14 protein-coding genes are annotated in these 22,835 nt (G+C 56.3%); 6 read left to right on the forward strand and 8 right to left on the reverse strand.

Annotated elements, in window-relative coordinates; genetic code table 11:
• Positions 1–219 precede the first annotated feature (219 nt).
• Positions 220–2,625, forward strand: coding sequence for a DUF5916 domain-containing protein (locus tag AC0L8N_RS08375; RefSeq protein ID WP_473667178.1), 2,406 nt, complete (start codon positions 220–222; stop codon positions 2,623–2,625).
• Positions 2,626–2,656: 31 nt separating this feature from the next.
• Here AC0L8N_RS08375 and AC0L8N_RS08380 read toward each other — a convergent pair whose 3' ends face one another.
• Entirely contained in the window at positions 2,657–3,229 is a 573-nt protein-coding gene (locus tag AC0L8N_RS08380) for an NnrU family protein (protein WP_473667179.1), read from the reverse strand.
• Between the two features lie 255 nt (positions 3,230–3,484).
• Positions 3,485–5,758: a nitric-oxide reductase large subunit gene (locus AC0L8N_RS08385; RefSeq protein WP_473667180.1), complete on the reverse strand. Its 2,274-nt coding sequence runs from the start codon at positions 5,756–5,758 to the stop codon at positions 3,485–3,487.
• 293 nt (positions 5,759–6,051) lie between these two features.
• On the opposite strand from AC0L8N_RS08385, the gene AC0L8N_RS08390 reads away from it, so the two are divergent.
• Together AC0L8N_RS08390 and AC0L8N_RS08395 are read left to right on the forward strand one after the other, a co-directional pair.
• Entirely contained in the window at positions 6,052–6,570 is a 519-nt protein-coding gene (locus tag AC0L8N_RS08390; RefSeq protein ID WP_473667181.1) for a PH domain-containing protein, read from the forward strand.
• The gene (locus AC0L8N_RS08395; RefSeq protein ID WP_473667182.1) at positions 6,557–8,095 is read left to right on the forward strand and encodes a PH domain-containing protein; all 1,539 of its coding nucleotides are present in this window, start codon (positions 6,557–6,559) and stop codon (positions 8,093–8,095) included. Before AC0L8N_RS08390 ends, AC0L8N_RS08395 begins: the two co-directional genes overlap by 14 nt.
• A gap of 202 nt (positions 8,096–8,297) precedes the next feature.
• On the opposite strand, the gene AC0L8N_RS08400 is transcribed toward AC0L8N_RS08395, so the two are convergent.
• Complete coding sequence (locus AC0L8N_RS08400) at positions 8,298–10,049, reverse strand: N-acyl-D-amino-acid deacylase family protein (protein ID WP_473667183.1); 1,752 nt, start codon at positions 10,047–10,049, stop codon at positions 8,298–8,300.
• A gap of 136 nt (positions 10,050–10,185) precedes the next feature.
• A complete protein-coding gene (locus tag AC0L8N_RS08405) occupies positions 10,186–13,050 on the reverse strand; it encodes a TonB-dependent receptor domain-containing protein (protein WP_473667184.1) in 2,865 nt (954 codons plus the stop codon).
• Between the two features lie 535 nt (positions 13,051–13,585).
• On the opposite strand from AC0L8N_RS08405, the gene AC0L8N_RS08410 reads away from it, so the two are divergent.
• From AC0L8N_RS08410 to AC0L8N_RS08420, 3 genes are all read left to right on the forward strand, one after another.
• Positions 13,586–14,749: a HupE/UreJ family protein gene (locus AC0L8N_RS08410; RefSeq protein ID WP_473667185.1), complete on the forward strand. Its 1,164-nt coding sequence runs from the start codon at positions 13,586–13,588 to the stop codon at positions 14,747–14,749.
• 16 nt (positions 14,750–14,765) lie between these two features.
• Positions 14,766–16,580 (forward strand): vWA domain-containing protein, encoded by a 1,815-nt coding sequence (locus AC0L8N_RS08415; protein WP_473667186.1) that lies wholly within the window; start codon positions 14,766–14,768, stop codon positions 16,578–16,580.
• A gap of 65 nt (positions 16,581–16,645) precedes the next feature.
• Positions 16,646–18,007, forward strand: a complete 1,362-nt coding sequence (locus AC0L8N_RS08420) for a tetratricopeptide repeat protein (RefSeq protein ID WP_473667187.1) — start codon at positions 16,646–16,648, stop codon at positions 18,005–18,007.
• 60 nt (positions 18,008–18,067) lie between these two features.
• On the opposite strand, the gene AC0L8N_RS08425 is transcribed toward AC0L8N_RS08420, so the two are convergent.
• The 4 genes from AC0L8N_RS08425 to AC0L8N_RS08440 all read right to left on the reverse strand — a co-directional run bounded on the left by AC0L8N_RS08425 (position 18,068) and on the right by AC0L8N_RS08440 (position 22,726).
• Positions 18,068–19,588, reverse strand: coding sequence for a M81 family metallopeptidase (locus AC0L8N_RS08425; RefSeq protein ID WP_473670093.1), 1,521 nt, complete (start codon positions 19,586–19,588; stop codon positions 18,068–18,070).
• Between the two features lie 135 nt (positions 19,589–19,723).
• Positions 19,724–20,752, reverse strand: a complete 1,029-nt coding sequence (locus AC0L8N_RS08430; RefSeq protein WP_473667188.1) for a VWA domain-containing protein — start codon at positions 20,750–20,752, stop codon at positions 19,724–19,726.
• A gap of 11 nt (positions 20,753–20,763) precedes the next feature.
• The gene (locus tag AC0L8N_RS08435) at positions 20,764–21,681 is read right to left on the reverse strand and encodes a DUF58 domain-containing protein (protein WP_473667189.1); all 918 of its coding nucleotides are present in this window, start codon (positions 21,679–21,681) and stop codon (positions 20,764–20,766) included.
• 16 nt (positions 21,682–21,697) lie between these two features.
• Entirely contained in the window at positions 21,698–22,726 is a 1,029-nt protein-coding gene (locus tag AC0L8N_RS08440; protein ID WP_473667190.1) for an AAA family ATPase, read from the reverse strand.
• Between the last annotated feature and the right edge of the window lie 109 nt (positions 22,727–22,835).

Here is a 22,835-nt window from a genome sequence, read left to right on the forward strand (position 1 = left end):
ACCAGACTTCAGTGCGAAGAACGGTATATTGGGTGGCAGCTCGCATCACGAACAGCACGAATCGGCCGATATCGGGTCAGAACACAGATTGCGCGGGGCCGATTGGCGGCCAAGCAGTACGTAACCGTACAACAACAAGGGGGGGGACACCTTGAACTGGCCACTGGCAGGCAGGCGCGCGTGCGCATGCATTGACAGTCCAGATCAGGGCAGCTGAACATGCACCGAATCGTACGATCCGCTGTTTCATTTTTAGTTGTTTTGGGCGCCGGTAACGCATCGTTTGCAGATCAGGCAGCCGAGAACGATCCGATACCTTCCCCGGAATCCTTCCGCACGGCTAACGTTTCACTGCAGTTTGTCGAAGAATCCGCTGCGAACATCGTCATTGACGGTCGGCTTGATGAGGCGGCGTGGTCCGTCGCGCCCGTCAACAAACCCTTGCAAGTCACTGAGCCAGATACGCTTGCGCCATCAGAGTGGTCGACCGACTTCCGCATTTTCTACACGATGCGTGGCGTCTATGTGTCATTCGACATGGTGCAGCCTGAGGACACGCTCGTCGAACGGATTACTGCTCGCGACAACGTCAACGAGGTTCGTGATCGAGTAACCGTCAATTTCGATATGTCGGGCAGCGGACTTTACGGCTACTGGATGAGTATCGCCCTGGGTGACAACCTCATGGACGGCACACTTCTCCCGGAACGCCAGTACAGCCGCGAGTGGGATGGAGCATGGTATGGCGCCAGCCAACGCACTGATAAAGGTTGGAGTGCAGAGGCGTTTGTTCCATGGTCACAAATGAGCATGCCAGCCGCTACCGGCGAGCGAAGAATCGGTTTGCAGATTTCTCGCAGGGTCGGCTCACGGAACGAAACCTGGTCCTGGCCCGCGTTGCCCAGTTCGCGCGCAAGTTTCATTAGTGAGTTTCCCAAGGTAACACTTCAGGGCGTCAATCCCCGCAGCCAGTGGAGCCTGTTTCCGTATGCATCGACGACCTATGACCGCGTCGATCACGATGCGCGGTTCAAGGCCGGCGCCGATCTGTTCTGGAGGCCATCGACTAACCTGCAACTGACGGCAACGTTGAATCCGGACTTTGGTTCCGTTGAATCGGATGATGTAACGGTAAACCTGACAGCCGACGAAACCTTTTTCCCGGAGAAGCGACTATTCTTCCTTGAAGGCCAGAACATCTTTAATACAACCTCGCGCGCGACTTCCGGCTCGCAGCGTTTCACGGTCGTCAACACACGGCGAATCGGCGGTCGTGCCCGCAGGCCGGCGCTGCCACCCGGAACCCGACTGCCATTGCGCCAGGCGGTTCAGCACAGTGACTTGCTCGGTGCAGCAAAGGTAACCGGTCAACGGGGACCGTTGCGCTTTGGCCTGCTCGGCGCGTTTGAAGATGACAGCGCGTTCAATGTGGACGGCACTGAGTACCTGCAGGACGGACGTAACTTTGCTGCACTGCGCATACTCTACGAAAACAGCGAAGGCGACACGTACCGCGGGCTCGGAATGATCTCAACGATAGTCGCCCATCCGGATTCTGACGCACTCGTTCATGCGGCAGATTTCAAATACCTGGGTCGTGAAGGCCGCTGGGGTGTGGACGGTCAGGTGCTGACTTCAGACCGCGACGAAAGCGGGCGCGGCTATGGTGCCTACGCGGACATTACTTACAACCCGCGACAAGGACTGACACACAAACTGGAACTGACGGCTTTCGATGACTCGCTGAATGTTAATGACTTAGGTTTCCAGCGGCGCAATGATGTTCGTGAAGCCTGGTACAGCCTGGAGTGGGTCAAGTCCGGCTTTAAACGAATACGTGATTTCACAATCTCGCCGTTTATCCGCTATGAAGTGAACGGCGATGGCTATCGCACCAACAACGCATTGGCATCCAGCTTCAATTTCAAGTTGAACAGTCTGGATGAGATCGAAATTTTCGGCGCCTATTTCCCGCAGCGTTACGATGACCGCAACAGCTTCGGCAATGGCGTGTTCGATGTGTCAACTCGCAAGAACCTCAGCTTTCTGTATCGCACCAACACCGCCAAACCGGTTAGCGTGTACGGCAAGGTCAATCTGCAGCAAGAATTTGTTGGCGACACAACTTATGAAGCGCAGGCGGGCATCGTCTGGCAGCCGTACAGCAACTTCAAAATCGACCTGAAATCCGTCTGGTTTGATCGCAACGGTTGGTTGTTGCATCAACAAGGCCGCGACTTCACCGCATTTGAAGCGCGGCAGTGGCAACCGTCACTGAGCGTCGACTATTTCCCGACGGCGCGCCAGCACCTGAGTGCGGGACTGCAATGGGTTGGTATTCGCGCTCGGGAAAGCAAATTTTATGAACTCGACACAAACAGCACCGCACTGACTGCAGTGCCGAAGCCGCCAGGGCCGGCAGACGATTTCAGTTTATCGCAGCTCAGTTTTCAGCTGCGTTACCGCTGGCAGATCGCGCCGTTGTCCGACCTGTATATTGTGTATACGAAGGGCGACTCACGTCGCCGCGACTTGCTGCCCTATTCCGACCTGTTCCGCGATTCCTGGGACGAGCCACTTGAAGACCAGTTGGTGATCAAGCTGCGTTACCGGCTGGGGTCATGAAGAGCAGGGAACGGTAGACGCAGGGACAACATCAACCGCCAAACGGTGCCACCCCGATCCACGCCTTGTGCAACCAGGTCACCATCAGCACGTACGCACCGACGCCGATCACGATCAGCAGCGCATCATTCATAGCAGTCGGCGGTGCGCCGGGGACGGGCCGCGTTGAACGACGCTTCATTGAGATTCGATCAGCAACGGCCCAGGCGAGGATCGAGCCGAACAGGACGACGTCGGCCAACATTCCGTTAACCAGCAAATGTGCCAGCGCCCAGAGTTTCACGGCAATCAGCTGTGGGTGGCGCGTTGCAGTCTTGATTCGACCGGGTAAGTAAGGCGCGAAAAACAGAATAAACACTGGCAGCAACAACAGTGCCGCGACATGCCGCAGCCAAAGAGGTGGCATGTAAAGGACAACCGGCTCCATCCGCGCCGCGGCATAACCCGTCGCGATGAAATAGAATCCTGCAATTGCCACCACACTGTAGAAGGCTTTCCAGCCGTGTGCGCTGCGCGCGGCCAGGCGATCACGGAAGCCGCCGGCCACGATCGACACAGAGTGAATCCCGAGGAACAGAAACAGACCGAGAACCAGGGTTGTCATAGAGGTCTTCCAGCAGCGGCAAAGTGCGCAGTCTACCGGTTTCCGTTGCCCAAGGTGATGTGCACGACTCGATGCTGCTTTCTAAGGCGTGGCGGATATGATTCTCAGTACCTGCACCCGAGTGCTATGACACCGTGCCGGAGAATACTCCCGCAACTGCAATAGCGAGACGTCAGGTTTGTCGGGGGCAACAAATCTGACACCGCAAGCTATAACCTGACACCGGCAATGATGAATACCGTATTGTGGGCGTCTCTAAGCCCGCTGCTTACTGCCCGGCACATAGGCGCGGTATACGAACCACACGAAAGCAGCCACGCCGACACTGAACACGATGTCGCCCGGCACCCGCGCCCATACCAATGCTTCCATAATCGGACTGTGAATCAGTTCTGCCGAGCGGGCGAAATAGTAGCCCTTGTCGATACTGATGTAAGTCTGAATTACGCCCTGCGGTAACAGCGACAGGAAGGTCATCATCGCGAGACCAATGTTCAGCGACCAGAACGATATTTTGATCAGCTTCTCGTTCCACAGCGCGGTGTTGGTAAGGCCGCGCATACAGTAGAGCGTCAATCCCAGCCCAAGCATTCCGTAGACACCGAACAACGCGGCATGACCGTGATTCGCCGTCAGGTTCAGGCCCTGCATGTAATAGAGAGCTATCGGTGGATTGATCAGGAAGCCAAACAAGCCCGCTCCCACCAAATTCCAGAACAGGACGGACGCGAAGAACATAAACGGCCAGTGGTAGTTCCGTTCCCATACCGCCTCGTGTTCAACTTTGTACCGGGTATAGGCTTCGAAACCGACCACCAGCAGCGGCACGACTTCGAGTGCGGAGATCATTGCACCAACCGCAATCACCGATGTTGGCGTGCCACTGAAATACAAGTGATGGAATGTGCCGAGCACGCCGCCGAACAGGAAGATGATCGTTGCGAACAGCACCATCACGGTTGCTGTTGACGTGCGCAGGATGCCCATGCGCACGAACAGCAGCGAGATGATTGCCGTGGCGAAGACTTCGAAGATGCCTTCAACCCACAGGTGGACAACCCACCAGCGCCAGTATTCCATGATCGCGATATGGGTGTTCTGACCCCACATCAGACCCGCCGCATACAGCAGGCCAATCGCAATGGCTGATACGAGCACGAGATAGATCAGCGACTTGCCGCCTTTCTGATGCAAGGCCGGCCACATGCCTCGGACCACCAGGGCAACCCAAAGGAACAAGCCAATGGTCAGAAAAATCTGCCAGAACCGACCAAGGTCGACGTACTCGTAACCCTGATGCCCGAACCAGAAGTTCATCGTGAGATCGTCAAAGAAGCGATGCACGGCCGCCCATTGACCGGCGAATGAACCAATCACGATGATCAGCAAGCTGATAAAGAGGAAGTTCACACCGAAGCGCTGAAACTTCGGATCGCGGCCACCGAGCATCGGTGCGACATACAGACCCGTTGCGAGCCAGGCGGTCGCAATCCACAGCACCGCGAGCTGCGTATGCCAGGTCCGCGTCACGGAGTACGGCAGGTATTCGGCAAACGGCAGGCCATAAAGCCCCTGCCCTTCGACGGCGTAGTGGGCAGTGATGATGCCGAGCAGAATCTGGCACAGAAACATCGCGCAGACGACCCAAAAATATTTCGACGTCGCCCGCATCGACGGCGTGATAACCGCGCTATCCAGTATGTCGAACTGAGCGATGCCGTCTTCGGGAATAATTTCCTGCTGCCAGACATCAAACTGTTTTGCATAGTAAGCAACCAGCGCACCCGCTGCAGCAAGCAGCAGGATTACTGACGCGATACTCCACATCAGAATTTCAGTGGTCGGTTTGTTTCCAACCAACGGCTCGTGCGGCCAGTTGCTGGTGTAGGTGATATCCATGCCGGGACGATTGGTGGTCGCACCCCAGGCTGTCCAGAAATAGAAGGCAGACAACTGCTTTGCTTCTGTATTCGTCAGCAGACCGTGAACCGGGAACGCATAGTCGCGTCGCAACGCCAGCGACTCGGCATCGCTGCCCTGATACAGCCTTGCGTAGTGTTCCTCAACTTGCCTGATAGCACGGGCGCGCATGTCGCTGACCGTGATCGTGCCTGTTGCGGCGTCGTAGCTGTTGGCACGCATTTCTTCTTGCAATGCGGCTCTGTGCAACGCCTCGCTCTCCGCCGGGGAAAGACCGGTATGCGAATTTTCCAGTCGCAGTGCGAGCAGCGTTTCAGCTTCGCGATGCAGCCAGTCCGCACTCCAGTCGGGCGCCACATAACTGCCATGTCCCCAGATCGAGCCTTGCTCCATTCCGCCAATCGACTGCCAGACATTTTGTCCGGTCTCAATATCGTCACGGGTGTAGAGGACTTCGCCGGATGCGGATTTGACCGCTTCCGGGATAGGCGGTGCCTTCTGGTAAATCTCCGCCCCGAGAAAGAGCAGAATACTGAACATGACGACCATTCCGACCGTCAGGATTATCCATAGCCGTTTAATGCTGAAGGTCTGCTTATAGGTTTCCATGATTTCGATTTCTATCCGTAAAGTTGGCCCATGGCACCACGAATATCGCTGGAAATTGAGAGTGCACCACGCGGCGGTGGAAACTACTGTTCGCTTTTTCTTGTTGGTAACAGCTTTCGGTCGTGTCCTTCTTTTGGCCCTACGCGCCAGTCATCGCCATACAAAAGCGATCTAGCGGTCCTGACACCGTGCTCTTACCGGCACTTTAGGCGGCAAACAGAATCCGTGGAAGTTGTGGAAACTACCTAGTGCTACTGCCGTATACTGCCGCCTTCCCGACGACTGGAGCGACGATGTTTCAGAACCCTGACATTCCGCTGGAAGAGTTGCCCGGTACAGATGAGGTCAACTGGGAACCACTGCACCCCCGCTATACGCGCGCCATTCGCGTAGCGTCGGCGGCTATTCTCGTGATAGTGGCTATTGCGACAGCAGTACTAAGCTTTGCGCTGCATATTCCTCTGATACCGGTCATGGTTCTGTACCTGATCCTTTTAATTGCCGCAGGCATCGCAATGGTCTGGCCGGGCATAGCCGTTCAACGGCGCGGCTATGTACTTCGTGACAAGGACATCCTGTTTCGCAAAGGCGTGATCTGGCATTCGGTTACAGCCATTCCCTTCAACAGGATTCAGCACGTTGAAACCAGCAGCACACCGCTTGAACGCCGTTTCGGGCTTGGTACCTTGCAGCTGTTCACGGCGGGTGGCTCGGGTGGCGATTTGAAAATTGGCGGCCTCGGCAATGACGTTGCCGAGAAACTGCGCGTATTTGTTCTCAACAAGGCAGGCAGTGCTATTGAGCACAGCTGATTCAGCCACGTGGCGGCGCACGTCGCCATTTGCGATTCTGTTCTTCCTTGGCAGGATTTTCCGTCTCATTGCAAAGAATGCCTGGCAATCGTTGGCGCCCCTGATAGCCCTGCTCGTCGCCTACGAAGGTGACATCGTCAGCAAACTGATGCTTGCCGGCATCGGTTTCAGTGTGTTCATTACCGTAGCGGCTGTACTCAGTTACTGGTTTTTTCGCTTTCAGATCCGTGCTGATTCGGTTCTGATCCGTCATGGCGTATTCAAGAAGACGCAACTGGACATCAAGTTCGAGCGTATTCAGGGGATCAATACCGAACAGGGCGTGATCTATCGCTTGCTCGGTCTGGTAACCGTCAGCTTCGACACTGCTGGAACCTCCGGCAAAGAAGGCAATCTGCCCGCCGTTACGCAATACTTTGCGGATTCCCTGCGGGAACGTCTCGGGACACCCCCGCCGACCAGTACCGCCGCTGAGGGCGCTGACGGCAACGAAACAGAAACCGATTCCGAATCCAAATCCGAAACCAATACTGATGCACTCGTACACCTGGACTGGCGAGACATGATTCGTATCGGTCTGGCTGATCGTCGTGCATTGATTGTGTTTGCATTCATCGGTCCATTCATCGATCGCATCGATGACAGCCTTGACCGCTACTTAGCGGAATTTGTTCAGATTGCTGCGACCAATGGCTTCAAGTTTGATGCTATCGGCGGCGTATCCATTGCCATCACGATTTTCGTCGCCGTCGTTTTCCTGTTTGTTGTCGTGTCCATCGCAGCGGCATTTCTGCGCTATAGCAATTTTCAACTTTTCCTCCACGGACAATCACTGCGTTCACATGCCGGCTTGCTGACAGCACACGAACATTCAATGGAACTGGGCAAGATTCAAACCCTGCGGCTGGAACAGGGCATCGTGCTGCGACTAATGAAGCGCTATCGATTGACCGCGCGTCAGGCCATCAGTGGGCGAAAGGGACGGGGCAAGGTCTTCCTGGTGCCTGTCGTAACCGCGGAACTTGCCGACTCATTGCGCAGCAAGTTCCTGATGCCGGAAGGGGGGCGTTTGTCGCAGAACCCTGCCAGCACAGGATTCACTGCAATTTCGCCCTATAGCATGCGCTCCAAAATACTGTTCGGTGGCTTGCTCCCAGCCGTGCTCGCAACCGGGGTGTTGATGAAGCCGTTGGGTGCTCCGTCTCTGTTGTGCCTGTTATGGCTGCCGGTCGTTGCCGCAGCGGCGTACCAGAACTGGAAGCGTGCCGGTTACGCTCACGATGACGAGGAAATCATTCGGCGCTCCGGGCTGCTTGGCTACACGACGGCAGGCCTGCTCTTTCGCAAGGTGCAACGCGTCACCGTAAGCCAGTCTCGTTATCAACGGCACAGAGAACTCGCAACATTGCGCATGTACCTGGCGTCGGGCAGCGTGACGGTACCGTACATCGAACACGCTAAAGCGAAACAACTTCGCGACTACATTCTGTTCAAGGTCGAATCAAGCGAGAAAACCTGGCACTAGTGCTTAGAGCAACTCCGCTCGCACTCTCTGCAGGACGTCGTACGATGCCGACAGATACCTGCCGACAGGCCAACCTCGAACTCACCAATCCGTATCTGTATGACCAGGTGCCGGTCCTCACCCACCGCAGGTAGTCAGGCATCGCTGACATTCCACCAATGGAATGACCTCCGACCTGTTCGAGCTAACCTTCCACGGTCACCTAGCGGCCGCGCACTTCTTTGCGGTTCAGTACCAGACCCGGCAACGCGCCTGTTGGCCGACCTTGATCGAAAGTAAACTTGCCATTGACGATCACGTTCTCGATACCTCGGCTTGCGCCGGTCGGATTCTCAACGGTGGCGGTATCTGCGATCTGCTCGTAGTCAAAAATCACGATATCGGCTTTCTGCCCTGCCCGGATATAGCCTCGATCGGGAAGGCCGATGATCTGTGCTGGCAATGACGTCGACGCACGAATGGCAAACGGCAAGCTGATTACACCTTCGTCGCGCGCGAAGTGCCCGATCTTGCGAGGAAACGCACCAAAATAACGGGGATGCTGTCCAGGCCGTGGCGTCAAGGATATTCCAGCATCCGTCGACGTCGCCGTGTACTCCTGCTGCATGTAATTCACCACATCAGAATCATCGCCTGCGAGGGGGCGGAAGAGAACGCCAGACGGTGAGATGGTGTCCGCCGCAAGCGCAAAGTCGAGCAGCTGCTGTACAACCGAGCTCTCGTTGGTTGCAGCAACCGCGGCCAGTGTCTTGCCCACCAATGACGGATCCTCCGCGGCCACAATGATGTGCCGACGCGCACCGCCCTGCATCGCCATTGTGTATTCCGTATCGGCAATGATCTTTTCTCTGGTTGCGGGGTCTGCAAGGTTCTTTTGCAGGTTTGCTTTGGCTTCCGCAGGATCAATATCGAGACGATGTCCGACCAGGCTCATCGGATTTGTGCCCGGTGGCGCGTAGGCCCAGTCGGGCAGAACGTCGTTCGGACCGCCACCAAATGTATTGTAGGGGTACTGGTCGAGAAACACCTGGACTCCTTCGGCCCGGGCGCGATCTATCATATTGATGTCTACTGCCGAGTGTCCCCAGGTGTCTTCCCCCTTGGCCTTGATGTGCGTGCCGACCACCCGAATTCCGGACTCGCGTCCGATGCGAATAGTCTCCATCATGCCGTCTGTGCCGGTTAAAGACTTGCCTTGGGCCATTGCCGGCAAGTCACTTTCATTCATGCTGGGGAGTTGCCATAGCGGAATCGGCGACTGGCTCCGCTGATGCGAGAAATAAAATCCGTCGTAGGGTGCGACAACTTTTGCCAGCGCTATCAACTCCTCCGTGTTGCTGAACAGCCCCGGCGAGTATTCCGGCCCGGCTCCGATTCCCCACGCGCCGTCGTTCATACCGGCCTGCACCAGTCGCTCCATCTGAGCTACTTCCTGTGGTGTCGCAACCCGCCGGAAATCGTCCTTCATCACGATCGAACGCACCGTGCCATGACCAACCATAGGGACGAAGTTCATCGGAATTCCAGGGTCTCGCAATGCGGCGATCTCCTCGGAGATAGGCCAGCCGCTGCGACCGTCGGCACCGCCGACGACTGTCGTAATGCCCTGCGCGACCAGGTTGGGCGCACGCCGAAGATTGATGTCATCCGCCTTCAAACCCCGGTCGGAGTGTGAATGGATATCGATGAACCCGGGCACAACGTACTTGCCACGAGCTTCGATGGTGCGTTTTGAGTCGGTACCACGCAGTCGGCCGACGGCCACGATCTCATCGCCCCGTATGCCAACATCAGCGCGAACTTTAGGGTTGCCACCACCGTCGACTACCCAGCCATCGAGTATCAGGATATCGAGCGAGGTGGATTGCGCCAATGTGGTTGACGACGACGCCAGAATGGCCGCACCGGCAACGGCTCTGGCAACTCTTGCGATTGTATTGAGAAACCTGTTCATCGGAGCTCTCCTTGCATACTGGACCGTTCAAACTGATTTCGCGTCAATCAATCCTCGTACGAGGCCAACTAAGTCTTGTGGCTCAAGATGGCACTGGAAATTGCCGGCTGTGCTGGACTAGCACAGCCGGCCGTTCTTACCACCTGAACCGAACGCCCAGCTTGAACGCACGACCGCGGGTGTCGTAAAGGGCTTCATTGGTGTATGGCTCGACCTGACTACTGTCGGATGGACCATTGACCACGATTGGCGGATCCCGGTCGAACAGGTTTGTTACCTTGAAGAACAACTGGGTTTCAGTATCTCCGTTCATCATTGTGTGCGACATGTAGAGGTCTGTATAGAACGCCCCGTCAATCTGATTGTTGTTTACAGTACGATTTACAGATGTCGACGCGGGGCAACCCGTCAGGCATTCGATATTGGAGTTATTGTAAACACCATCGCTGACACCTCGTCCGGTCAGGCCAACAGTAAACTGGTCTGTGTTGTACGTAGCGGAGACACGGTACAACCAGTCGGGCGGACCGCTGCCAGCGTTCTCGCCGGCATCATCGGTCGCCGGGTTGATGCCGTCGTCGGTCTTGTACTCGAGATAATGTGTCGCCAGTGCCGACAGCGTGACGTCACCTGGCAGCCCTGTCATTGGGAACAAGTAGCTCATCTCCAGATCGATGCCCTCAGCGGTTTCCGTAACGAAGTTGAACGGTCCGTTACGCAACTCGGTAATAACTGTCGACCCGGTGTTGCCCACGCCAAAGTCAATTGCCTGACAGTAGACGTCGTCACCCTCGAAGCAGCGGTCAACAATCTGCTGCGCACCCAGCTCACCGATCGCGTCATTGATGTCAATCTGGTAGTAGTCCACCGACAAGCCCAGACCTTCAACAAATGACGGACGCCAGACAAGCCCGAGACCCAGACTGTCGGCCTCCTCCGGCTGCAGGTTCGGGTTACCGGTTACATTTTCAGTAAACTGAACATTGGTTGGGTTACCAGGGTCTGCCGGGTTAGGTACCTGGAGTGTATTGGTACGCCGACGGCCCGCCTCGAAGAGTTCAGAGAGGCCTGGGGCACGAATATCGCGTGACTTGGTGAGACGCAAGCGCACGTCATCGGTAACGGACCAGTTGAAACCCACCTTCCACGTTGTCACTGAACCCGACGTACTGTAATCCGTAGCTCGCACAGCGGTGCTGAGTTCGAGATTGGCAGGCAGCGGTACCAGCGCTTCGACATACCCCTCAAACACATCATACTCACCAAAGGTTGGCAGGTAATTGCCGACCCGCCAACCGGACTGGTACTGCTCCTCAACCGAACCCGAGATTTCTTCGGTTCGGTATTCAAGACCAAAGGCGAGCCCGATCGGGTCCACCCAACCTTTGACGTCCGTCGTGAAGTTGAGTGCCAGCACTTCCTGATCAAAGCGCTGCAAGCGTGTCGGCCAGCCGGTCACGTAGTCAACAGCCTCCGGCGTATTCACGCCGATACCCATACGATTGAACGGAATACAGCCGTTGCCAGGATCCGTAAGCGTCGAACGGCAAACGATGTCGCCGGTACCTGGATCAAGTACAGCGTCCGTAGCCATGCCGAGGTTCGCCAGATTGGTCGCGAGAACACTCTCGCGTGCTTCAGTAAAGCCCTTTTGATAATACGTATCCCAACTCCAGTCTCGACCGAGAGCACTGAACGACCCGTTCAGGCCCACGACATAGCGAGTCACTTCACGTTCCATATCATTGAAACGATTCGGCAAGTCACCGTTGCTGGTACCAAGAGTAAACTCGGTAATACCAAGATCGACCATGCGTTGCTGAACGGTTTCGGGGATAAACGCATTGTCGCCCTGAATCCGGACGTTGCCCTTGTCGTAGAAAGAACCACCCCAGCCGTAGGCATGACTCTTGTTGTACGAAGCTTCGGCAAAGGCCTCAATGCTGTCTGTAATGTTATAGGTGAGGTGCGCGAATACGCCGTCACGGTCATCTTCCGGAATTAGCGACACCGTATTGTTCGACTGACCTAACTGCCAATCCCCACCAATAGTCCATGGATCCCGGGTATTCCCGTACGCGAACTGATTTACAGTACTGTTAACGCCGAAGTAGGTTCCACGCAGCGCGGTATTCGTAATTATCCCGCCTGGCGTCATTACGCTTTGTCCGGCATTACCAACAACCAGTCGCTCAGGCAACCCGTTGCCTGGTACATAGTCCGGGTTGTTGACGAGGTACCAGCCCTCGTTGTTCCAGTCGCGTGGCACACCGTATATGCCTTCGCGGCGGGTTACTTCGCCATTCAGAAGCAGATGGCCGCGGTCATTGGCAAACGAGGTGCCATAACCAATGGTTGCACTCTGCGTTTCGTCATCACCGCGTGACGTCTCGCCTGCGTTAAAATCGACTTTCAGGCCGGTGTAGTCATGATCGAGAATGAAGTTCACAACACCTGACACCGCGTCCGAACCGTATGTCGCCGATGCACCACCTGTGACCACTTCAACACTTTTGACTAAAGCCTGCGGAAATGTGTTGATATCGACCGTACCGTTGGAGAGTGACCCAACCGACCGTCTCCCATCCAGCAACACCAGCGTACGCGTATTTCCAAGCGCACGCAGATTGACGGAGTTGACGCCAGCAGTTCCGCTACTCTGACTGCGGTTCGACGTTGACGGCATGCTGCTTCCAACAACGCCTGGAAGTTCGTTCACAAAATCAGCGAGATTGGTCGGCGCTGCTGACTCAATGGTTTCCTGATTGATTACTGTTACCGGTGTTTGCGTTTCATAGCCGCTGCGCGCTACGCGCGAGCCTGTGACCATGATCTCTTCCATTCTGGCGTCTGAATCTGAGCTGTCCGATGTCTCCTGCGCATGGACAGCGCCCGTACCCGCAGTCAATACGAGCCCCAGCCAACCTATTGAATAGCCGCAGCATCTACGACTATTAGCCCCTGAACAGGCGGCGCTCTTACGAATTCTCTTGTTAAACACTCCAGTCTCCCTGCGTTTTCTACTCCCCCACGATCTGCAACCGACCTTACTCGGCAAGAACGACAACCAACAATGAAAAGGTAGTGGGGGTGCATAACGTGGCGTTATGCCGGCTTGGAGAAACGCAGCCGATATCTATTGTCGAGACATATGGTTGAGATAACACATCAATTCGCAGCCCACGTTGTATCGATGCGACAAGTACAAGCCGACTGCTTGGCTCGCAGGTTCACCAACGTCTCATGTCGTTGTTTTTCTACGGTTGATGGGCCCGGCCGCTGTAATAACGACAAGCTACGCGATCAAGTAACAGCTCGCTGCAAGACACAGAAGCCGCTTCGCCATTCAATAATGGAATAGTTTGCTTGCGGAATAGCATTGGCTTCGACGTCTGGGAGAGCTATATGCTTAGTGACAAATTGCGATTGCGCATGTGCTTGTTCGTACGGAGTCCATGCGATAGCTTTTCCAGAAGGAGCGGCGAATCTTTAGTAGTGAGAACAAGCGCTGCGTGAACGGACTGTTTCATCAACTCTTGCATACTGCGCGAGATGCCTTGCGTCTGCGCGCAACGTGCATCGACACGATGTTCTCCCGCCGTACCCGGCAATACAGGCTGCTGTCCTGTCTTGCCAGCCTGCTACTCCCAAGCCTGGCCTGCGCGCAAGCCGGTATCGCATCCATTCTCGAGCTGACGGTTGACCAACGTCGTATCGCTGGCGAACTGTCTGTCGAGCTCACGAATCTTAATAACCCGCTGCAGCTCGATATCGACCTGGATGGTGAGGTTACCTGGAATGAGATACGAAACAGGCGCCCTGACATCGAGAATCACCTGCGCAATCATGTGATCATTTTTGCCAACAGTAGCAAGGCCGATCTGCAATTCGACAAGTTGGCCTACGGCTCGTTCAACGGCATGCCTTCAATTCTTTCGCACTTTAGTGCAACGGCGGCACAGGATGTGCAGCACATCGGCATCAACAACACGCTAAGGGGCGACAGTTACCGTCTGCGACTTCGGTTCGCTGGTGCTGCGGCCCTGGACACCGTGCTTCCGGCGGGCGGCGGCACCGCGTCTTTCAGCCGAGCCGAAGCAGAACGCAGCGAGCTTGGCAGATCCATCGTGAATGGAATGCTGCATATCTGGCAAGGCTATGACCACATTCTTTTTCTGCTGGTGCTCCTGATTCCTGCCGTGTTTCACCGAACCGACGCCGGCAGGGAGAGTGTGTCGAATTTCGGGCGTTTGCTGAAACAAGTCGTGATCGTCGTTTCCGCATTTACAATCACCCACTCGCTGACGCTGTCACTTGCGGCAATGAAACTCGTCAGCTTGCCATTCCGGTTGGTTGAGATTGCAATAGCAGTATCTGTACTGCTTGCGGCCCTGCACAATTTCTTGCCAAGAACGACCGGGGTCCGCAATGCATGGCTCGCTAGTGGTTTCGGCTTGTTGCATGGTTTCGGTTTCGCGAATTTTCTGGGTGAATCGATCGCTGGAGCGGCCCCGATAGTGCGCACTCTGGTCGGGTTCAATATCGGCGTGGAGCTGGGTCAGTTGGCCATTGTTGCTGTGTTCCTGCCGTTTGCTTACTGGCTCCGCGACACCCGTTTTTATCGCTTTGGATTACTGTACGGCGGTTCCGGTGCTGTTTGCATCGTAGCGTTGTTCTGGATCTGGGGACGTGCATTTTGAGTGAGGTCGCTGCCTGATGGATTGGGGTCATCCATGGATACTCCTCGGCTTGATTCTGCCGCTTGCGGCAGCATTACGCGTGCGACAAGCTCGCAGCCAACAGGCCACCGGTGGTTGGCCTGGTCTACTGCACGTCACTATTGCCGGCCGAAGCGTACGTTACGCCCGACCGTCACGCGTACACTCAACGACGCTCGTTCTGGTGGCAGTCTCTCTTGCGATAGTGGCAGCGAGCCGCCCACAGTGGGGCGAACACCCCGAACAATCCTTCAAACAGACCCGCGAAGTCATGATCGCGCTGGACTTGTCGCGGAGCATGCTCACCGAGGACGTTGCGCCGTCCCGGCTTGAATTGGCCAAACGTATCACCGGACAGTTACTCGACAATCTGCGCGGTGAAAACGTCGGATTGATCGTTTTCTCTGGTACGGCATTCGTTCAGGTGCCTCTGAGCCCCGATTATCAGATCATTGAACAGTTCATACCCAGCCTCAATCCGGACTACATGCCGCAAGGCGGATCGAATTATGCGGGGATGCTCGATGCTGCACTTGACGGTTTCAGCGATGTCGCTGATCAGGACCGGTACCTGTTGGTACTGAGCGACGGCGAGAGCAGCACAACCGGGTGGGAATCCCGCCTCCCTGATCTGGCAGAGCGTCGCATTCATGTGTTGGCTATTGGTATGGGTTCGGACGACGGTGGATTTATTCCTGACGAATGGGGCGGCTACCTCATTGATCTTGACGGCAACCCGGTCCACTCCCGGCTAATGCCCGACAACCTTCAGGCGCTGGCAAAGCGTACGCGCGGCCTCTATCGCAACGGGAATGCTCTGGGACAGGTCGAAGACCTGCAATTTCTGCTAGCAGAAACAGTCATTGCCGGCAACCCGGGAGGCACCGCCACCGGCCAGGGCATTGTGCTTGTTGAACGCTTCCAGTGGTTTCTCTTTCCCGCACTCTTGCTTGGTTTGCTTAGTTTGTGGAAACAATTCAGTTCACGTCCGACTTCGCGGCAGGTTCGCCCCAAGTCTGACAGCAAGACTCACCAACGCAGTACCTCACCACTGCGGAAGTATCAGTCCGAAGCAACGATAATGGTCGCGGTGTTGCTGCTCGCAACCGCGAACGAGCCGCGGGCCCATTTTGATTCAGAAGCTAACTTCGACGTTCGTGCCGTGTTCGACAGTAATCCGGTCGAACGGGTTCGGGTAATTGCCGAGCACCTTGCTGAGTTTGATTACGATGCATTCGACCTCCGGCTCCTGGTAGAAGAGTCAATTCGCTATGGTCAGGATACTCAGCGCACCGGCGAAACTATCGAGGCTGGTGCTATTCGCGATGCCATCGAAGCGACGGTAATTGGTGAAAGCATTGATACCAGCATAGCGGATTGGCCTTATTACCGGTCGCAGCTTAACAGCATGCTGGCTGTTGTCGAGGAAGCGGCCGCGGAAGAAAGCGCGAAGAGGGAACGCGATGAGAACGTGGACGAGGAAGACGAGACGCCGGTAGTCACCGGGCAGAGCAGCCAGCAAACTGCCGAAGATTCATTTGGCAGGGGCGCTGCAGCCAAGACCGACGCGGCACTCGGTGACCTGTCAGCCGACAATGCGCCAACCGGAGAACGTGGAAAACGGCCCGCTCCGCAGAGTACCCGCACCGCCACTCTTAGAGAGTCCGCGAATGGGCGCAACGACAACGATCCCATTCTCGCCTTTTCGCGTAAGCGCCTCGAGGAAATTGCCCGCAAGGATTCGCCCGGTCGCGTGCACCAGTTATTGACGGATGGAACCGTCCTTGAAAACCAGAATAAATTCGACTGGTAATGACTCTGCAGCGCACCATACGGTACCGTTTTCCGGATTGCCTGACTCGCAGGAGAGTCAACTCAATGTGTCGACGACTCGGTGTAGTGCTGGCTGTGTTGGCAACACCAAATACCTTCGCAGCAGCCGCAACACCGACGCTTCTTCCTGTCGGCACGAACGCAGTGCTGCCCTGGTCATTTCACCCGGCCTGGTTGGTGTTGCTGCCCTTGCTGTTGACGGGTGTTGTATGGGCTGGCTGCGCCTGGAAACGTGTACTCTGCGAAGACCCTGACCGTCTCCGTCGGGCTGGCCTCAGAGAACTAAAGCACTTACTGGCGAGTGTGCGGCGAAGCCGGACAGGGCTAGCGCCCGCACATCTGCATGCCTGGTTGCGAGCGGCGGCCCGTACATGGAACGTTAGTGACGCGGCTCCGACCTGCGACCAGCTTGCTGATGCTCTTCGAGCCCGCAACACGGATACGGGCCTCACCCAACAGTGGTGTGACCTCTGGTGTACGACCGAGCGGTCCGTCTTCGCTGCCGAACAGCGCACTCCCTCGAACTGGATCGATCGCGCAACGCTGGCAGCTGCCGCGGTCCGATTACCGCCACGGACTCATTGGTACCCGAACCGCATCAGTCACTGGCTGCCGGTTACCTTGGTAGCTGTGATTTTCATTGTCTCTGTGCCAGCGCTTTCGCTTGCCGGATCTGCAGAAGGGTCAACCGACAACAGCGTACCTACGAAAGCAACGCCTGCTGTCAACCGGGAAACCACAGCTTACGCCGCACAACAAGCGCTGACTTCGGCGTGGAACGACTGGGCTGCCCATTACAATATCGCTATCGCTGCAATGCAGGCAGGTGATCCGGGCAATGCGCTCGGGCACGCAACGGCCGCGTTTGTCCAGCAGCCGGGATCGCGCGTAGTTCGAAACAATCTGCGAAATATCTTGCTGCAAGTTGAAACAGCAGACCCGGTACTGCACCGCTTGCTGTCAGGGTCCAGTGTCCAGCGCTTGCCGGTGTTGGCATCGCCCGCGGTATGGCAACGTGTCGCATTGCTGGCCAGTCTCCTGCTTGCGGCCGGACTCAGCCTTGTAGTCATTACATTGTACCGCCCGACCCGTAGACGCCAGATACGGCTGGCGGGTTGCGGCATCGGTATGACTGGAGTTGTAATTCTTGGCGTTGCAGTCATGAGCTGGAAAGCTTATGGCAGCCTGAATAAGCCGACTGCAGCTATCGCTGTTCAGTCTTTGAACCTCAGTCCTGCTCCAACTGACCTTGTTCCCGAGGAAGAAACAATCCCTGTTCAACCAGGTAACGTCGTCATTCGAACAGGCCGTCATTTTCTAGGCTGGCAACAAGTACAGCACGGTCGAGATCAGGGTTGGGTTCGACACAGTGCATTGCTACCGTTGTACGCCAGCGACGGCTCCTGACCGGAAGAGCATGGGAACACCGTGGCACACCAGACTGTGCACCACGGCAGTGCCCTCAGATTATGGGTAGGTAACGTCCTCGCCGAACGGGTAGAACTGATCAAGTTTGAGATGCTCGTACTCGAGTGCCTCAAGACGAATTGTTCCGAGGAACGGTTGGTCAGGCTCGACGAGAAGTATGGTTTTTGCGTAGCCATTGTCATCAAAGCCGCGGCGAAAATGCACTCGCGACTTGATCGCTATGACACTGAAGTCATCCGGGTTGAGGCCGATATCCAGAAACGATTCCGGATTCGTAACCTGATGGAGGTACGGACTGATCACGAGTACGTTGCCATCGCCGAATTTCACACTGACCCACAACTGCGCTCCTGCTGCTCCTGTTCGACCGTTACGCGACCCGATACCCCCGCTTACGGTATGCACCGTACCGACAACCCGAACAGGATCTCCCGCTGAGACATCCAGTTTGCCACCAACCATCATGTCGAACGGATCGCCGGGTTTCACGCCGCGTTTGCGCAACGTCTCTATGGTTTCCTCGTCGGCCACTGTACCGATGAGCGTGTTACTCAGCTTCTGCTTTATCACCTGGTCCAACAGCCAGATCGCCGCACCCGAACGGTCGCTGTGATCAGCCAGGACGACTGGCACTGCACCCGCGGTGATCGCTTCTTTGGCCATGCCGACACCGTCTGCGATGCTGTGCACCTCTGTGCCGTAATAGAGCTCCTCGCGTAATCGCCAGGCAGTTTGCGCCATGTCATCGGCAATGTGATTGGCCAGCTCTGGATCACCGTTGGTCATAACCTGGAAGGTCATGCCTGCGTCCACAACGTCGGCAAAGGCGAAACCGTAGTAGAAATTCACGTACACGTCGGTTTCGCGGGCTTCCCAGACCAGCGCCCGTTGTACCAGGTCCATCCACGGCGAGTTTCCTGTCCATTGCAGTACTGACGGCGTAATGATCGGCGGTTTTCGCGTTGCGGTCGTTGGTACGTAGTCGCCACGGATGCTGCGGATTAAGGTGCGCGCGGCACGCTCGCCTTGCAGGTAGCCGTCATAATGCGGGTAGTATTTGATGGTAAAAGCAAGATTCGCATACCGCAGGAACTCTTCATCCTCATTACCATGAGGGTCAAACGTGCCGACGATAAACGCATCCGGGCCGATGGCTTCACGAATTCTGCGAGCAATAATTGACTCGGGCTTAGGTATGCCACGAACACCCATAGCGCCATGCAGTGACAAATAGGCGCCATCAAAAGGTGCCTGCGCCTTCAGGTCGGCAACCATTCTGTCCAGAAAATGCTCGAAAGCTTCTTTGGTAATCCAACCTGATCCGGATCCGCGCTTGGAGCCAAGTGGTGACTCAATACCAACGAGCTCAACGTTCGCGTGCTCTCTCGCCACTGTCACGAACCCGCCCATATAGCCACGAGGCGAGGAAGACAGCAGTGCTTCACCACGCGCAGGTGAGCCTTCGTAAATGAAGTCATCCGTTGTTGTGTCGTAGGGCAGGAACGTCACTGTTTCATGTGAGAAGCGCATACAAGCGATGCGTACCGGCCGGGTCGCCATACTTTTTCCTGACGAAGATAACTGTGCTCTGCCCGTCAGCGGCAGTGCAGCGGCTGCGGCACCCATCCCTATTAACGCTTTGCGTCTTGCTATCTTCATTGCTTACTCCTCATTTTATCTCGTGAATGCAGCAGGTCAGGCCCGCTCGCCGACTTGTGTGTGAATACCCGCGCCATATGCGGCAGCCGCGAAAGTTGTCGTCCCGACTAGCGCGAACAGGACGAACAGTTCGTGACTCACCAGCGGGGGAGTCGCATCGAAGGTGGTTTTCTCAGCCTGATCGATGCTTTCGAAGGCCTCCTTGATGGCGTTCTCATCGGTCGCGCGAAAGAACAATCCGCCGGTCGACGATGCAATATCGTCCAGTAACAATGTGTCGATTCGGGATTCGCGCTGTTCTGTACCTATGCGATTGCCGGCATAGTCGAATATCGGTGTCGTTACCATGCCTTCGGCACCGGCACCAATGGTATAGATCGCGACCGAATCCGCGGCGGCCAGTCCGGCGGCCTGTCGTGGATCGATCGACCCCTTGTTGCTTGATCCATCCGTGAGCAGCACGATAAACGAACCTTCCCGCAGTTCGTCGTCATCCTTCCAGCCCTCCCGAAGCCGGGTTAGCGAGACAGCAATTGCATCGCCGATGGCTGTGCCATCCTCGATCAGACCGATCGATAGTCTGGCCGTTTGTTTTCGTAGCCAGTCGTGATCGAATGTGAGCGGCGCGAAAGTGTACGCACGGCCTGCAAACACAACGACACCGATACGATCGCTGGGACGCTCGTTTATGAAGGCCGATATGATCGGCTTCACAGCCTGCAATCGATTGGTAACGGTGGCGCCCCGTTGAAAGTCTTCCGCATACATGCTGGTCGACAGATCGATCGCGATGATGAAGTCATAGCCGCGCATGTTCTGATCGTCTGGCAACGTGAGCACCTGCGGCCGCGCCAGTCCGACGATCAGCATTGTCAGTCCCAGATAGGCACAGGCAATTGGCCACCATGGCATTGGTGCCACCTTCGCCACGTGCCAGTCCTGCGCTTCCGGCACTACGATCGCCGGAACACCTTTTCGCCGTCGGAGCAAGGTGATCAATGGCAGCAAAATCAGCAACGCGAGCCAGGCAGGATCGTCGAACCTCCAACCGGCGATATCGGTCATGAACCCAACGCTCAGGTGTAAACGCCACGGCGACCGTGGCGACGAAAGTAGGTGATGAGTGCCTGCAGCGGATCGTCGGTCCCGCAGATTGTCAGGCGCTCATCGAAACGGGGAAACAGACGGGTAAAATGCGCGTCTCTCCTCTCTCGCCAGCGGGCATGAGCAGCCCTTTCGGAGGCTGAGGAGGTATTGATCGATACCAGCCGACCGGCAAGCGGGTCATACGCCGAGAGCCGGCCGGCTACGGGCAGTTCAGTATCCCAGGGATCGTCCGCTCGCACGCCGACGGTCTGGTAACGCTGTTGCAACTCTTGCCACGGCTCAGGCACCGGTGATTGTGCAAACGGCCCCAGCCACAGTAATACACTACCGCGTGCTGCAGCTTTGCGTACAAGTGTCCAGGGCAACGTGCAGACGGCGGGCCCATCCAGCGGTGGTGCCTCCTGGCCCAGCAACTGCGCGACCAACCGCAGGATGCCACGACGGCCCGGCAGTGCCCGCTGAATCCAATAGCCTTCAGGAGACCCGTACAGCAACATCACCCGATCACGGTTTACGGAACTCAGCATCATCAGCAGCGCTGCTGCTTCCAACAGCGTATCGCGGCGAGTGCGCCCCGCAGAACCAAACTGCAATGCAGGAGAATCTTCAAAAATCAGCACCACCGAAAGGTCGCGCTCTTCAACAAATTTCTTGCAATACGGCTCGCCGAGTCTTGCTGTGACTTTCCAATCGATATCGCGAAGATCGTCGCCCCACTGATACTTGACGACCTGATCGAATTCCATGCCGCGTCCTTTGAACGCGGACCGGTAGTTGCCACTGAGACTCGTGTTCACCGCATGCCGCGCCCTCCATTCGAGCCGACGAATAAGCGCTGTTGGCGCCGCTGGTAGCGGCTTGCCGTCCCGCGAGATCGTTCCGTTCATTTGCCGACTTCCGCCTTTACCTGAGGCTGCCGGCAGCGGAGCGCTCAGGCAGCGGCGTTTCCTTGACGATACCTTCCAGAATCTGGTCCGGTGTAAGACCAAGAGACTCGGCTTCATACGTCAATCCAATGCGGTGGCGCATTACATCGGCAAATACCTCCTGCACCAGAGCTGGCGTTACGTAATCGTGATCTCTCAACCAGGCCAGCGCCTTACTGGCCTGATACAAACCGAGACAAGCGCGCGGCGAACCACCGTAGGCCAGGGGCTTGTGCGACATGCTGCTATCCACAGCATCGCCGGCCGCCAACTCACGCGTTGCCCGTACAAGCTCGACCAGGTAAGCCTGTACAGTGTCCGCCATGTGGACTGCATCGACAGTCTTGCGCAACTGAATCAACTCGGAGCCAGAGACTACCGTCGACACCTTGGGTGTCGACGTCACCTGACCCCAGCGTTCCAGCATCTGCAGTTCCTCATCAGCCGTTGGATAATCCAACAGCAGCTTGAACAGGAATCGGTCCAACTGCGCCTCGGGCAATGGATAAGTTCCTTCTTGCTCCAGCGGATTCTGCGTGGCCATGACAAGGAATGGCTCAGGCAACGGATACGTCGTGCCACCGATTGTTACCTGACGCTCCTGCATCGCTTCCAACAGCGCACTCTGCACTTTGGCAGGAGCCCGGTTTATCTCGTCAGCAAGAACCAGGTTGGCAAACACAGGGCCATGGTGCGGCAGAAAATGCCCCTCACCCGGCGAATAGACCATTGTGCCAACCACGTCACTCGGCAAGAGATCAGGAGTGAATTGAATACGTTCAAACGAAACACCTAACGCCTGCGCTAATGACTTCACTACTAGTGTCTTGGCCAGACCAGGCATTCCCTCAAGCAGAACGTGGCCTCCAGTGAGCAGAGCGACTTGCAGCCGCTCAATCACCAATAATTGGCCGAGTACTGCCTTGCCGATCTCTGCCGAAAGTCCTGCTGACCAGGCCGCACCACTTACTTCTGTCGATTCTGTATCGAGTACTCTGGATTTCATCAAACTGGTGCCAGCACGTTTTCTACAGTCATAACGCGCCGCTGGCAGATTGAACTGATTCCCAACACTATCGACTGTGACACGCGTCGCTCCCTCCTGAACAATGTGC

The organism is Woeseia sp. D3-10 (assembly GCF_055809415.1).